We start from the raw sequence: 13,457 nt of genomic DNA, 5'->3' as shown, positions 1-13,457 counted from the left end.
AGACTTTCAACCTATTTGCATACCCTTTTATCCCTCTCCTATGCGGTGCTTTCTGCTTGTTGTTGCGCAGTTGCTTTTCAGTTTCTCGCTTCTCGCGCAGGCGCAGCCGGGGTATTTCAACGTGCGGGCGTATGGGGCTACCGGCAACGGCAAAACGCTGGACACGCCGGCCATCAATAAAGCCATTGATGCGGCAGCGGCAGTGGGCGGCGGTACGGTGTATTTGCCGGCCGGCACCTACGCCAGCTATTCGGTACATCTGAAAAGCAACGTTGCCCTTTTCCTCGACCAGGGCGCTACCCTGCTGGCCGCCGCGCCGCCTACCAACGGCCCCGGCGGCTACGATGTAGCCGAACCAAACGAATCAACCAAGTTCCAGGATTTCGGGCACAGCCACTGGCACAACAGCCTGATTTGGGGCGAAAATCTGGTGAACGTATCCATCCTTGGCACGGGTAGTATTGATGGCAAAATGGGTTTGACGCGGGAGGGCACGCGCACACCGGGCGTCGCCAACAAAGCCATTGCCCTGAAGCTGTGCCGCAACGTGCTGATTCGGGATATTACGATACTCTACGGCGGACACTTCGGTATTCTGGCTACCGGCATCGACAATTTCACGGTGGACAACGTGAAGATGGACACCAACCGCGACGGTATCGACGTGGACTGCTGCCGGCACGTGCGCATTTCCAACTGCACCATCAACTCGCCCTTCGACGACGCCATTTGCCTGAAAAGCTCCTACGCCCTGGGCTTCGCCCGCGCCACCGAAAACGTGACCATCACCAACTGCGAGGTAACGGGCTACGACCGAGGCACCGCTTTCGATGGCACCTACCAGCGCAAGGAAGCCGCCTTGGTGCCCGACAAAATGGACGTGACGGGCCGCATCAAGTTCGGCACTGAGTCGAACGGCGGCTTTAAGAACATCACCATCTCCAACTGCGTGTTCGAGTACTGCCGCGGGCTGGCGCTGGAAACCGTGGACGGTGGCATTCTGGAAGACGTGACCATCACCAACCTCACCATGCGCGACATTGTAAACTCGCCGTTTTACCTGCGCCTCGGGGCCCGGATGCGGGGGCCGGAAGGTACGCCGGTGGGCGTGCTGCGCCGCGTGAAAATCAGCAACGTGGTGGTGTACAATGCCGACGTGAAGTACGGCTCCATCATCAGCGGCATCCCCGGCCACGACATCGAGGACGTGACGCTCGATAATATCCGCATCGAGTTCCAGGGCGGCGGTACCAAAGCCCAGGCCGCCATTGTGCCGGCCGAAGGCGAAAAGGACTACCCCGACCCCGGCCACATGGGCGACATGCCCTCCTACGGCTTCTTCATCCGGCACGTCAAGAACCTGGAAATGCGCAACATCGACCTGCGCTACAAGACCGAAGACCAGCGCCCACCTTTCGTGCTGATTGATGTGAAAGACCTGCGCCTGCGCAACATCAACGCCCAGCACCCCGCCACCGTCCCGGCTTTCACCCTACAGTCCGTGTCGGGCTTCGACATCAAGGACAGTGAACTGCTGCGCGACAAGCAGGTGAAGCAGATGGCGAAAGGCCAACTGTAGCGCTAGGTGAAAAGACCGTCATGCTTCGACTGCGCGGACGCCAGATGGGCATGACGGTCTTGAGCTTTGTATTATACAGGTTATTAGCGTTTTACTTACTAGCGCCAAACAGCTCCTTGGTGTTGCGGGTGGTGGCTTCGGCTATCAATTGCACGTCTTGTTGCAGGATGTCGGCTACGCGCTGGGCGATGAGGGGCAGGTAGGCGGGCTCGTTGCGCTTGCCGCGGTGCGGCATGGGGGCCAGGTAGGGGCAGTCGGTTTCGAGGAGCAGGTGTTCGAGGCCAATGCCGGGTAGGGTCTTGTCGAGGCCGCCGTTTTTGAACGTGGCTACCCCGCCAATGCCGAGCTTGAAACCCAGTTTGATAACTTCTTCAGCTTCGGCCGCCGAACCCGAAAAGCAGTGAAACACGCCGCGCAGGCTGCCATCCTGGGCAGCCGTAATGAGGTCGGCGGTTTCGCGGAAGGCGTCGCGGGTGTGCAGCACCAGCGGTAGGTTGTGCTGCTTGGCCAGGCTGATTTGAATGCGGAGAGCTTCTTGCTGCTCGGCTAGGTGGGTTTTGTCCCAGTACAAATCGATGCCGCACTCCCCTACCGCCGCAAACGGGCGCTTACCCAGCCACTCTTCCACTTCGTAGAGCTGCTTCTCGAAGTGCTTGCCCACCGAGCACGGGTGCAAACCCATCATCGGGTAGCACTGGTTAGGGAAGCGGGCCTCGGTTTCCAGCATCCCATCAATGCTGGAATGGTCGATGTTGGGCATGAAGATGGTTTCGACGCCGGCCTGGTAGGCGCGGTTCAGCATGTCGTCCCGGTCCGCTTTGAACTGCTCGGAATAGACGTGGGCGTGAGAATCAGCTAGGATCATCTTGGTTTTTCGTTGTTGGTTTTTTGTTTTTGGTGGAGTTTCGGGCTAGTTAAGCTTCAAAAAGCACTTGTTGAGTAATAGCCAAAAACCAGCAACCAAAGACTAAAAACTCATTTATACCGCCGGCCTTTCCACTGAAATGAGAGGGGCAGCAGGCGGTAGGTGGTGAGGGTGAACGTGAGAATGAAATTGTAGAGTTCAGCCAGCGGCATCAGCCACAGGGGGGCGCGGCGGCCGGCCCGGCGGTAGCAAAAGTACGCCAGTGCGCCTTGCAGCAACATCTTAACAGCCAGTACCAGCGCGGCCGGGCCGGGGCCGGCCACCCAGGCCAGCCCTACCAGCAGCGGATAGAAGCCGGTGTAGTAGAGCGCCCCGCCTCGCAGGCTCCACGGCAGGCTTTCGGCGCCGTGCATCCAGCGGCGGCGCTGTTGCAGCAGGTTACTCAGGGTGCGCATCGGTAAGGAAACCGCCAACACCTCGGGCCGGAAAATAATGCGGTACCCAAAGCCCTGCCGGATGGTGGCCTGAAACAGGGCGTAGTCTTCGGTGACGGAAAACGGCAGCGCCTCGTACCCCCCGATGGCCTCATACGCGGCGCGCGTCACCAGCATGTTGTTGCCCATGGCCGTCACGGGCCGCCCCAGGTCGGACACCACCTGCACCAGCCCCAACGACATCAGCCAGTCGAGGCCCTGGAGCTTATCAAAGAGGCGCGGCCCGTCTACCAGCGTCAGGCCCGTGATGGTGCCCACGCCGGGAGCCGCGTGCGCCAGCATTCCTTGTATCCAGGTGGGCGGTACGGCAATGTCGGCGTCAGTAATGAAGAAGTAGTTACTGGAAGCGGCGCGGGTGAGGTGGGCCAGCACGTTGGCTTTACCGCGGGCCAGCCCTAGCGTTTCCTGGACGGGCACGATGGAGAAGCTGCCTGCAAAGCCCTGCATGGTGCGGGCCGCTAGGGCGCTGGTGGCATCGGTGGAGGCATCGTCGCCGAGCAGCACTTCCAGTAGGTGCGCGGGGTAGTTAAGCTGGCGAATAGCCGTCAGGCAGCGGGCAATGGCAGCTTCCTCGTTGCGGGCGGCAATCAGGATGCTGACGCGCGGCAGCGGTTCCGGCAGCGGCTTGGGCTGGCTACCGGGTCGGGTGGCAAACAGCGTGGTGGAAGTGGCCAGAATCAGAAACCAACCAACCAGAAGAACCGTGAGAAGCAGCAAGGGCACAGCGTAATTATCGGCGCAAAGGTAAGTTATAGCGTCACGCCTGCGCTTCGTGTATCGTTGTTAAAGCTGGTTAGGCGCAACGCCAGGCGCTGAATCATACGCGAGGCAAAGGCTTCGGGCTACAGCGCTTCAAACGAATACCCGGCGGCGGCGCAGGCTTCCAGGTAGCGGGGCAGCACGGCGCGCAGGTTGCGCTGGGCCTTCTGGCTGTCGTGAAACACCACAATGGAGCCCGGCCGGGTGTGAGCCAAAGCGGCCTTCAGGCAAACGTCGGCCGGATAGGTAGCGTCGTAATCGTAGGTCAGCACGTCCCACATAATGAGGCGGTAGGTGGGGTGCAAGGCAGCGGCCTGGGCGCGGGTGATGCGGCCATACGGCGGCCGCAGCAACGGCTGTTTTTCCGGCACTCCGGTCAGGTGCTCCAGTGCCTGCTGGCACTGCTCCACCTCAGCCAGATAATCGGCATCGGGCAGCCGCCAGCCGCTGACGTGGTGGTAGGTGTGGTTGGCGAGGCGGTGCCCAGCGGCCAGGGCCTGTTGAGCTACCTTGGGGTGTTTTTCCAGATTTTCGCCCACGCAGAAGAAGGTAGCACGGGCGTCGTGGCAGGCTAGTTGTTCCAGCACAAAGGGCGTTTGCTCGGGAATGGGACCATCGTCGAACGTCAGGTACAACGGCTTTTTGCCCTCGGGCGCAGGTCCGCGCCATTCCGTATGCGGCAGCAGGCGTTGCAGAAGTTTAGGCAGACGGTGCAAGCGCATGTTTAGGAGTAAGAATAAAGTAATGGAGCTGTTACACTCATTTTTCAACCACCGAAAGTATTGCTTCCCACAGCGCCTCAGCGCTTTTATCCCAGGAAAACCGCTGCACGTTCACCTCCCCTTTGCTTACCAGTTCTTGCCGCAACTCCGGCTCCTGCCACAGCCGGCTCAGGGCGCTGGCAATGGCAGACGGGCTGTACGGATCAACGAGCAAAGCCGCGCCGCCGGCTACTTCGGGCATAGAGCTTCGGTCGGACGTCAGGACGGGGGAAGCGCAGGCTTGGGCTTCGATGATGGGAATGCCAAACCCTTCGAAGTAAGGCACATACACGGTAGCCAGGGCGGCAGCATATAGGTGTACCAGCTCCGCATCGGTTACGCGGCCGGTGAGGTGTACGTCGTGGCGGTGCTGCATCTGCTGGTACACATCGAACATAGGGCCCGCTTTCCAGGCTGTCCGGCCCACGACAAGCAGTTTGGTGGGCGCCCCGGTTTGCTGCTTGAACTCGTCGAAAGCTTTGAGCAGATTCACTAGGTTTTTGCGCGGCTGTAAGGCTCCTACAAACAGAAAGTATGGCTTGCCGGCCGCAAACCGCTCCCGCGTGGCCTGCTGTACCTCGGCCGGCTGGGGCTGAAAATGCGCATCGGCGGCATTGTACACCACCTGAATTTTGTTGGCGGGCAGCTGATACGTGGCAATCAGGTCTTGCTTGGTGGCTTCCGATACGGCTACCAACCGCTCGGAGGCCCGCACAAAGCGCGGAAAGAAGTAATGGTAGTACTTGCGGCGCAGCAGTTCCACGTCCTGCGGGAAATGCTCGAAGGCCAGGTCGTGCACTACCGTGAGGCGCGGGACGGTGGTAGCCAACGTGGTGAAGCCGTCGGTACTGAGAAACACCGCCGGCTTATGCCGCCGCAGCCACCACGCCACCGCCCCTTCAAACCACGCCACAAACAGAAACGGGTGCCGCGCCGGCGGAAACAGCACGTGCGGCACCACGTTCGGCCCGAACACGTAGCGCGCGTCAAAGGGCCTGTCGAATAAAAAGTGGAACGTATGCTCGGGGTGCGCGGCCACCATCCGCTTCAGCGTCTCGAACGTGAAGCGCCCAATCCCCTCCAGTTGGTCGCCGGGCAGTAGAAAGCGGGTGTTGACGGCTATGTTCACTGAGTGGCTGAAGGGCTGATTGGATACGGGAACGAGTATGCCATACGACATCATTCGCGGGCAATGCGTCGCAAGAACGTCAAACCCATCCAATCATCCATTCCTCCACTCAGCCAGTCATTCACTCCTTCACCTACGGAGCAGGCTACGCACTTCGGAAACCTGCACAACCCCGGTTGCAAACAGGATGCCCAAGAAAGCCACGCCCGCCAATACCGATTCGGGGAGCCAGTGCAGCGCCAGCCCAACTTGCAGGCCGTACCATACGGCGCACAGCAGCCCAAACGCCAGCGCCAACCGGCTCAGCATCTCCCACGGAATAGCAATGCCCGTGCGGCGGCGCACCAGCCACACATACCCTACCGACACAAAAACGGCGCACACCAGCGTGTTGATGGCTCCGGCCACCGCGCCCAGCTTGGGCAGCAGCAGCAGGTTCAAACTCACGTTGAGTGCCACGCTGCCCGCCACCAGCCAGCTGACCGGCCGCTCGTGGTTGGTGCTGGTGAGCAAGGTGCTGTAAATGGCGAAAAAGGCGTGTACCAGCACATTCACGAAGAGAATTTTTAGGCACACCGTCATGCGGGCAATTTCCTCGGGGGTGCTGTGCTTGAACTGAAAGAACAGCAGCTCGCCCCGAAACAGCACGAAAGCGCACATCAGCAGCAGCGGCACCGTTACCACCCGCTGCCCAAACCACAGCAGGTCGCGCTGCTCCTGGGGCCGGCCGGTGGCGTGGGCGAACTTGGCAAAAAACAGCGGCAGCACCGTCCAGAGGTACATCATCACGGTATCAACCAGCCGGTAGGAAGCCTGGTAGTAGCTGGCTTCCTGCGGCGACACGAGGCGCTCCAGCATCAGAATGTCAATCCGCTCGTTCAGCCCGTACACCAGCGTAATAAAGGCCAGCGGCAAACTGGCTTTCATCACCAGCCGGGCCTTGTTCCAGTTCACTTGAAACCGTACCCAGCCGTAGAGCCGCGCCACCAGAGCATACAGCACCACAAATGTAAAGCCAATAGCTATTAACCTGGCCACCACGTAGTTGTTGAGCGTAATACCCACCGGAATCAGGGCCAACACCAGCCCCAAGAGCAGCAGCTTTTCCAGCACCGACAGCAGCGCATCGGTATTGAAGCGCTGATGCGCCTGCAACACGCCCCGCAAAAACAGCGTGTACTGCGCCAAGAGCAAACCGGCGCCCGTGAGAGCCAGCAGCGTGAGCAGATGCCCCTGGTAGCCCAACACCCAGCCAATAGCCACCAGCCCCCCCAGAAACAGCAAAGCCAATCCGCTTTTCAGGGGCAGCAAGGTAGGAAAGTACTCGGTCAGAAATTCCGGACTGGCGGCTACCCGCTTGGTAGTCAGCTGGGTAGTACCCAGGTCGGAGATGGAAGCCACAATGGTAGCCAGCGTGAACAACGCCCCGAAGGTGCCAAACGCCACGTGCCCCAGCCGGTCCTGCACCAGGTTTTCCACTACCACCCAAGCTGGTTTCACCAGTAGGTTGAGCAGCACGACGAAGCTAATATTTCCGAAAAAGCGTTTGATGTGCGCAAAAGTAGGCGAAAAGGCGCGTTGTTGTAAAGCCAGGCGCGCGAATAGCTACCGGCTTGGCGCCACGCATCCTCCGAACCAGTATGGGCCAGCAAGAGCAGCTACGCCATCGGTCTTCTGTCTTTGTAGTAGTAAACGCGCCATCAATCCAGCAATTGGCCGCTTGCCTAACGCATTTTCCGAGTAGATTTGCCGCGTTGTGGTACTACCGGTTGGCTGGCCGTGCTGCTTGGTTGTCTTTTTCCGCCTATATGTCATCCCGATCTTATTCGCTTTTGGGTCTGTGGCCCGTTATCAACCGTTGGAAGTTTTTGGTTCTGGCGGCTGTAGCGCTGGCCCTGGTAGTTAGTGTAGTGGTAGCCCTAGTGCTGCCAAACATCTACAAATCAACCACTGTTTTCTATCCGACCAACCCACAAACCACTGACCCTGACCGCATTGTGACGGAAGGCGGCAAACTGGAACTGGGCGGCCGAAGTGAGGACTTAGACCGGGTAATTACTATTGGCGAATCGCAGCCGGTGGCAGAAGGCGTCATTCGCCGCTTTCATTTGCACGAGCACTACAAGGCTGGGAAGCCCGGCGACGATGCCGCCGACCAGGCCGCGCTCGACGAATTTGCAGGCAGTCTGACCATCGTCCACAACGACCGGGACGCTATTGAGTTGACTTTTCAGGACAAAGACAAAGAACTGGCGGCCCGTATCGCCAATGCCTTGGTTCAAAGCATCGACTCAGTGAACCAGCAACTTACTTTTGCAAACCGGGGCAAAGTACTGGAGCTGTACGCCCAACGCCGCAACTTTTTGGAGCGTGAATACCAACTCACCTACGACAGTTTACTGGCGGGTCGGAAGCGCTACGGTATCTACGGGTTAGCGCTGGAATCCCGCTACCTGGCCAAGGAAATTATCGAGACGGAAAGCGAACTGCGCCGAGCCGAAGGAGAAGGCAACAGCGGCAAAGCTGCTGGGTTACGCCGGGCATTGCGCGCCCTCACCAAAACCGACGGCGGCAACATTTTCAACCTGGAAAGCTACACGACCGGCATCGACCGGATGAATACGCTCTACGCCCGCTTCAACGACATTCAGGGGCGCCTGTTGGGTGCTCGTAGTGCTTACGAAACGGCCCGCCTGGGCATCAGCGGCAAGATTTCCAGCATCTACGTAGTGCAGGAAGCGTATCCGGCCACCAAAAAATCCAAGCCCGTACGCTGGCTCATTGTGGCCTCTTCAGTGCTGATTACGTTCGCGCTGTCGGTCATCTTTGTTACCCTGTTGGAGCTGTACCGCGGCAACCTGAGCGTGGGGAAAAGCCGAAGCTAGAGCGTTATAAACCGGTGCATGAAGCCGTAAATAATTCAGCGGCCGGTTATTTGTATTGCTTGCTAACTCCTTGTCCGTTTGAACTTTCTGGCTCGCCTGCGCCCCCAAAACTCCGATCAGCGCTTGTTTATAGCGTTTATCGGCTTGCTAATGGCGTCCGGCGTTGTGGCATTGCTTGCTGATTCGATTGGCTGGCTGGCCCTGCCGGTAGTGGCGCTGGGCGTGGCAGTGCTGCTGGTTGATTGGCGCTGGGTGTACTACATCTTGCTGCTTACCCTGGCTTTCTCGCGCGAGTTTCCGCTGCCCGGTGGGCTCAGCATGGACGTACCTTCCGAGCCACTGATGCTGGTACTGCTGGTGTGCATAGTTGTGAGTGTGCTACTGGGCCGGGAAGAGGTGCCCCGGCAACTCTGGGTGCATCCGCTGGTAGTAATTATGGGGCTGGCGCTATTGTGGTCGGTGATTTCCGCGCTGTTTTCGGTGAGTGGCGTAAAATCGGTAAAGTACCTGCTGGCCAAAACCTGGTACATCGGCCCATTTGTGTTCGGGACGCTGGCCATTGTGCGGCGTCCGCGCGACGTATGGCGGCTGGTGGGCTTTTTTGCGGTGGGCGTGGTGGCTACCATTCTCTACACGATGAAGCGGCACGCGGCCCTCAGCTTCGGCTTCGACACCATCAACAAAGCCATTCAGCCTTTCTACATCAACCACGTAATTTATGCTACCACGGCGGCACTGCTAGTGCCCTACGCCTATTTTGCGGGCCGCAGCGCCGCTACCACGTGGGCACGCTGGCTGTGGTACACCGCCCTAGCCATACTGGTAGCGGGCGTGTTTCTGTCGTACACCCGGGCTTCCATGCTGTCCTTGATAGTAGCGGGCTTGTTCTACGCCGTGATTCGGTTGGGGCTAGTGCGGCTGGTACTCCTTGCCGCTGCCGTGGCGGCGCTTAGTGGGGCGTCCTATTTCATGAGCGAGAACAATTACATGCTCTACGCCCCTGATTTCGAGAAGACTATTTTCAACGGCAAGAACTTCGAAAAGCACCTGGAAGCCACCTACAAGCTCCAAGACGTATCGGGCATGGAGCGGGTGTACCGCTGGGTGGCCGCCGCCCGCATGATTTCCGATAAGCCGCTGACTGGCAGCGGCCCCGCTACTTTTTATCCGGAGTATAAGCGCTACACCGTCAAGAGCTTCCGCACGTACGTGAGCAACAACTTAGAGAAATCTACTACGCACAATTACTTTCTGCTGCAACTGGCCGAGCAGGGCGTACCGGGTTTTGTGCTGTTCACGGCCCTCATCAGCTCGGCCCTGATTATGGTGGAGCGGATTTATCACCGGAGCCGGTCGGTGGTGCACCGGCGGGTGGTAATGGCGGCAGGGCTGTGCTTGGTTGTTATCATCTTCCACTTATTACTCAACGAGCTGATTGAAGTGGATAAGATTGGCTCGTTTTTCTACATTTCCCTGGCCGTACTGATGCGCGCGGGCATGTGGATTAGAGCAGAAGCCCCCGAAGAGCCAGCCAGCCCAGAATAAGAACGACCCTCAACACACCGCTGCCCTCCAGTAAACCCGAGTATTTCGCTCAGGCTTACTGGAGGGCAGCGGCGCTTAGAGGCAAGTGTCTTACGCTCAGGAATATGCTATGAAATAGTAGTGTGACTTGTTTTGGTAGTGCTGCTCGAATTGCTTTTGGGTGAGGGCTGGCCGGCCGTTCAGCCAATTTTCCATCAGAGAGAGTTTTAGGCCACACTCGGCTAGCAGGCTGAATACCATATCCGGGGTGGAACCGTAGAATTCGGACGCCCCCAAGCCGCACTCGAAAATAACAATTGGCTTGCACCGGGTGAGGGTTTGGCGGGCGCCTTGCAGCACTAGTAGCTCCCCGCCTTCCACGTCTATCTTCACAAAATCAACCCGCTCGTTGGCGGGCAGCACGTCATCCAGCTTGTCGGTCTGTACCTGAATGGAGGTATCCTGCTCGTCTTCCCGGTCGTACTTGCGCTTGATCAGGCCGCTATAGGCCGGGTTGGAAACCACGTAGTTGAAAGAGGTTTCGCCGCGCTTGTTGCTGAGAGCAATATTGGAGATGGTGATGTTGGGTTGATTGTACTTGGCGCGCAGTGCCTCGTACAGCACCGGAATCGGCTCGAAGCCGTAGTGTTTGCCGGCCGGGCTGGCCGCCAACAGCATGTCCAGCACCTCGCCTTTGTGGCAACCCACATCGATGCAAGTGCTATCGGGCTTACAGCTGCGCCGGATTACCTCGGCCGTCTGCCGGTCGTACTTCTGGTTCTGAGTGAAAGCGAAGGGTAAACTCTTGATTAACTTCTTCGCAAGTTCTTTGAGCATGTATAAGGAGTTAGAAGGCAGAAGCCAGCAAGGAGTTAGGTGTTAGCAGACAGAAACCGGACGACAGAGACAAAGCTTCAATTTCCAGCTTCTACCTTCCAACGTCTTACTTAAATCGGCAGCTTAGGATAGTAATGTCATCGGCAAACTGGCTGCCATTGACGTTGAACTCTTTGATTTCGCGCAGGAGTTCTTCGTGCAGGCGTGGCAGCGGCAGGTAGCGGTTGTGCCGAATAACGCGCAGTACCCCCTCCTCGCCAAACTCGTTGTAGTTGTCGTCAAACACTTCGGTTAGGCCATCAGTGTAGGTCAGGAGCAAGGTGTGCGGCGGGATATCCACCTCTCCCACTTTCAGCATCGGCAGTTCGTCCATCACGCCCAGCATAATGGTGCCTTCCTTGAGCAACTGCACCGAATTGTCGTCGGCGAGTAGCAGGGGGTCGTTGTGGCCGGCATTCACGAATTGCAGCTTGCGCGTAGTCCGGTCGTAGAGCCCGAAAAACACCGTAATGAACTTGTCGCCGCCGGCGTTGCGAAAAATCAGGTTGTTTAGTTCGTTGGCTACCGTGGCTATGTCGGCCTGCTGCCGCAGCAAGGTGCGCAGCCCCGCCTGAAAGTTCGACATCAGCAACGAAGCCGCCACGCCCTTGCCCGACACGTCGGCAATGCAGAACATAAACCGGTTGGCATCCAGCGGCACCACGTCGTAGTAGTCGCCGCCGACGGCGGTGTGGGGCACGTAGGAAGCGGCTACGGCTACGTGGGCATCGTTGGGCAAGGAGCGCGGAAACAGCATGGTTTGCACTTCCTGCGCAATTTCAATTTCCTTGCGCATGGCGGCGGCGGCAATGCGCTGCCGGCCCAACCGCCGATTTTCAATGGCCCCGAACAGAATGTTACTAAGGGTTTCCAGAAACTTGGTGGCCTCGCCGCTGGCGTAATCGTCGTGCATGTTGCCGATGAACACGTAGGCCACCACTTCGTCGTTGCGCACCACCGGAATCAAGGTTTCCAGCAGCTTCCAACTATCGTTCAGCGCGAGGCTGGCAACCGCAGCCGGAGCTGAAGTACAGTTCTTGATAATCACCTCGGGCAGTGGAATGCGGCGGTAATCGGGTAGGTGCTGCCCGAACGACACCATGCACTGCCACTCCCCTTCTTCCTTCACGTAGAGCACCACGCGCCGGATATTGAGTTGCCCGAGTAGTGTAAACTGGAATATTTTATAGAGGGCTGTTTCTCCCAAGTCCTGGTTGATGGCCTGCGTAATTTCCAGCAGCGCGCCCAGCTCCCGGTCTTTCAGGAAGAGCCGCTTTTCAGCAGTGATAGGGGCAGCGTTTGACATATAGTTTGCTTGTTGAATTATTGAATGGCTAAATGGTTGCTTGCTCTGTTATCTGGTTGAATGACCAACCATTTGTTAAGTCAGCCATTTAGCTATTCAAGGGCGTTTTCGGGTCGTAGGCGTCGCGGAGGCCATTACCGAGCAGGTTGAAGCTGAGCACCAGCAAGCTGATGGCTAAGCCTGGCAGCAGCGTGAGCCACAAGCCGGCTTCGGTACCCAGTAGCTGGAACCCCTCGTTCACCATCAGCCCCCACGATGGGGCCGGTGGCTGCACGCCCAACCCCAAAAAGCTCAGCCCTGCTTCGAGCAATATAGCCGCCGCAAAATTACTGGTTGCAATGACAATCAGCGGCCCGGTCATGTTGGGCAATAAGTGGCGGGCAATCAGGCGGCTCTGGGGCAAGCCTAGTACCCGGCCGGCTTCCACAAAGGTTTTTTCGCGCAGGCTCAGCATCTGGCCGCGCACTACGCGGGCTACATCCACCCACATGGTCAGGCCCACCGCCACGAAGGACGTCCAGACGCCTTTGGAATCCAGGGCCAACGAAATGGCAATAACCAGCATGATGCCCGGAATGCTCCACACCACGGTCATCAGACCCAGCAACAGGCTGTCGAGCCAGCCGCCCACGTAGCCGGCCACTGCGCCAATGGTCATGCCCAGCACCAGCGAAATCAGCACGGCTACCAGCCCGATTCCCAGCGAGATACGCGTACCAAGCAACAAACGACTCAGCTCGTCGCGGCCGGCTTTGTCGGTGCCCAGCCAGTACGTGCGCTTGATAAGTTGCGCTTGCTCTACCGCTTGGCGCAACTCAGCAGCGGAGCCGGCCCGGCCAGCTAGCGTGGTTAGCGCATAGCGGCGGGGCTGGTCAGCCAGGGCGGAATGGTTGCGGTAGGGCTCGGTGAAGAGCGAGTCGCCCACGAAACGGTAGCTGCTGATGGGCACCTCTTGGTAGCGGGGCGCCCGGCCGTGCAGCCAGGTGGTTAAGGGGTTGTCGGCGGCGGAAGAGCGGGCGGCTTCGGGGAGCGGCAGACGCAGGATGGTGGCCTGGAAGCCGGGCGGCTCCTTTTGCAACTGCACGAGGCTGTTGTTGGCGTTCGGCGAATTATCGGGCAGTACCCAGTAGCCGAGTACGGCTATCAACGTGCATAGCACAATAAAGCCCAGCCCCGCCATTGCCGGCCGGTTCTGGAGCAGGCGCTGGCGCACGTAGTAGCCCGGCGGCCGGGCAATGGCCGCGGCGCTTGGCTGCCCCGATATAACGCCCCCCGCCAC

At 58.8% G+C, this 13,457-nt stretch carries 11 protein-coding genes; 3 read left to right on the top strand and 8 right to left on the bottom strand.

The genetic code is table 11. The features are described 5' to 3' along the window. Positions 1-40: 40 nt before the first annotated feature. On the top strand, positions 41-1,579 hold the full coding sequence (locus tag J0X19_RS00625) for a rhamnogalacturonidase (protein WP_206979946.1): 1,539 nt from the start codon (positions 41-43) through the stop codon (positions 1,577-1,579). 91 nt (positions 1,580-1,670) lie between these two features. On the opposite strand, the gene J0X19_RS00620 is transcribed toward J0X19_RS00625, so the two are convergent. The 5 genes from J0X19_RS00620 to J0X19_RS00600 all read right to left on the bottom strand — a co-directional run bounded on the left by J0X19_RS00620 (position 1,671) and on the right by J0X19_RS00600 (position 7,117). After that, positions 1,671-2,444: a TatD family hydrolase gene (locus J0X19_RS00620; RefSeq protein ID WP_206979945.1), complete on the bottom strand. Its 774-nt coding sequence runs from the start codon at positions 2,442-2,444 to the stop codon at positions 1,671-1,673. Positions 2,445-2,554: 110 nt separating this feature from the next. After that, positions 2,555-3,661: a glycosyltransferase gene (locus J0X19_RS00615; RefSeq protein WP_206979944.1), complete on the bottom strand. Its 1,107-nt coding sequence runs from the start codon at positions 3,659-3,661 to the stop codon at positions 2,555-2,557. Positions 3,662-3,780: 119 nt separating this feature from the next. Then, positions 3,781-4,419 carry a polysaccharide deacetylase family protein gene (locus tag J0X19_RS00610; protein WP_206979943.1) on the bottom strand — a complete coding sequence of 213 codons (639 nt, stop codon included), beginning with the start codon at positions 4,417-4,419 and terminating at the stop codon, positions 3,781-3,783. Between the two features lie 37 nt (positions 4,420-4,456). Beyond that, positions 4,457-5,587 (bottom strand): glycosyltransferase family 4 protein, encoded by a 1,131-nt coding sequence (locus tag J0X19_RS00605; RefSeq protein WP_206979942.1) that lies wholly within the window; start codon positions 5,585-5,587, stop codon positions 4,457-4,459. Positions 5,588-5,716: 129 nt separating this feature from the next. Further along, entirely contained in the window at positions 5,717-7,117 is a 1,401-nt protein-coding gene (locus tag J0X19_RS00600) for an oligosaccharide flippase family protein (protein ID WP_317194733.1), read from the bottom strand. A gap of 278 nt (positions 7,118-7,395) precedes the next feature. On the opposite strand from J0X19_RS00600, the gene J0X19_RS00595 reads away from it, so the two are divergent. Beyond that, the gene (locus tag J0X19_RS00595) at positions 7,396-8,472 is read left to right on the top strand and encodes a Wzz/FepE/Etk N-terminal domain-containing protein (protein ID WP_206979940.1); all 1,077 of its coding nucleotides are present in this window, start codon (positions 7,396-7,398) and stop codon (positions 8,470-8,472) included. A 78-nt stretch (positions 8,473-8,550) separates the two neighbouring features. Further along, positions 8,551-10,017: an O-antigen ligase family protein gene (locus J0X19_RS00590; protein WP_206979939.1), complete on the top strand. Its 1,467-nt coding sequence runs from the start codon at positions 8,551-8,553 to the stop codon at positions 10,015-10,017. 96 nt (positions 10,018-10,113) lie between these two features. On the opposite strand, the gene J0X19_RS00585 is transcribed toward J0X19_RS00590, so the two are convergent. The 3 genes from J0X19_RS00585 to J0X19_RS00575 all read right to left on the bottom strand — a co-directional run bounded on the left by J0X19_RS00585 (position 10,114) and on the right by J0X19_RS00575 (position 13,457). Then, positions 10,114-10,833, bottom strand: coding sequence for an FkbM family methyltransferase (locus J0X19_RS00585; RefSeq protein ID WP_206979938.1), 720 nt, complete (start codon positions 10,831-10,833; stop codon positions 10,114-10,116). A 106-nt stretch (positions 10,834-10,939) separates the two neighbouring features. Further along, positions 10,940-12,178 carry a PP2C family protein-serine/threonine phosphatase gene (locus J0X19_RS00580; protein WP_206979937.1) on the bottom strand — a complete coding sequence of 413 codons (1,239 nt, stop codon included), beginning with the start codon at positions 12,176-12,178 and terminating at the stop codon, positions 10,940-10,942. Between the two features lie 88 nt (positions 12,179-12,266). After that, on the bottom strand, positions 12,267-13,457 hold the full coding sequence (locus tag J0X19_RS00575; RefSeq protein WP_317194716.1) for an ABC transporter permease: 1,191 nt from the start codon (positions 13,455-13,457) through the stop codon (positions 12,267-12,269).

The organism is Hymenobacter telluris (assembly GCF_017313265.1).
In the GTDB taxonomy this organism is placed as follows: Bacteria; Bacteroidota; Bacteroidia; order Cytophagales; family Hymenobacteraceae; genus Hymenobacter; species Hymenobacter telluris.
The sequence above is the reverse complement of the archived record's forward strand: the minus strand, read 5'-3'. Positions and strand labels throughout refer to the sequence as shown.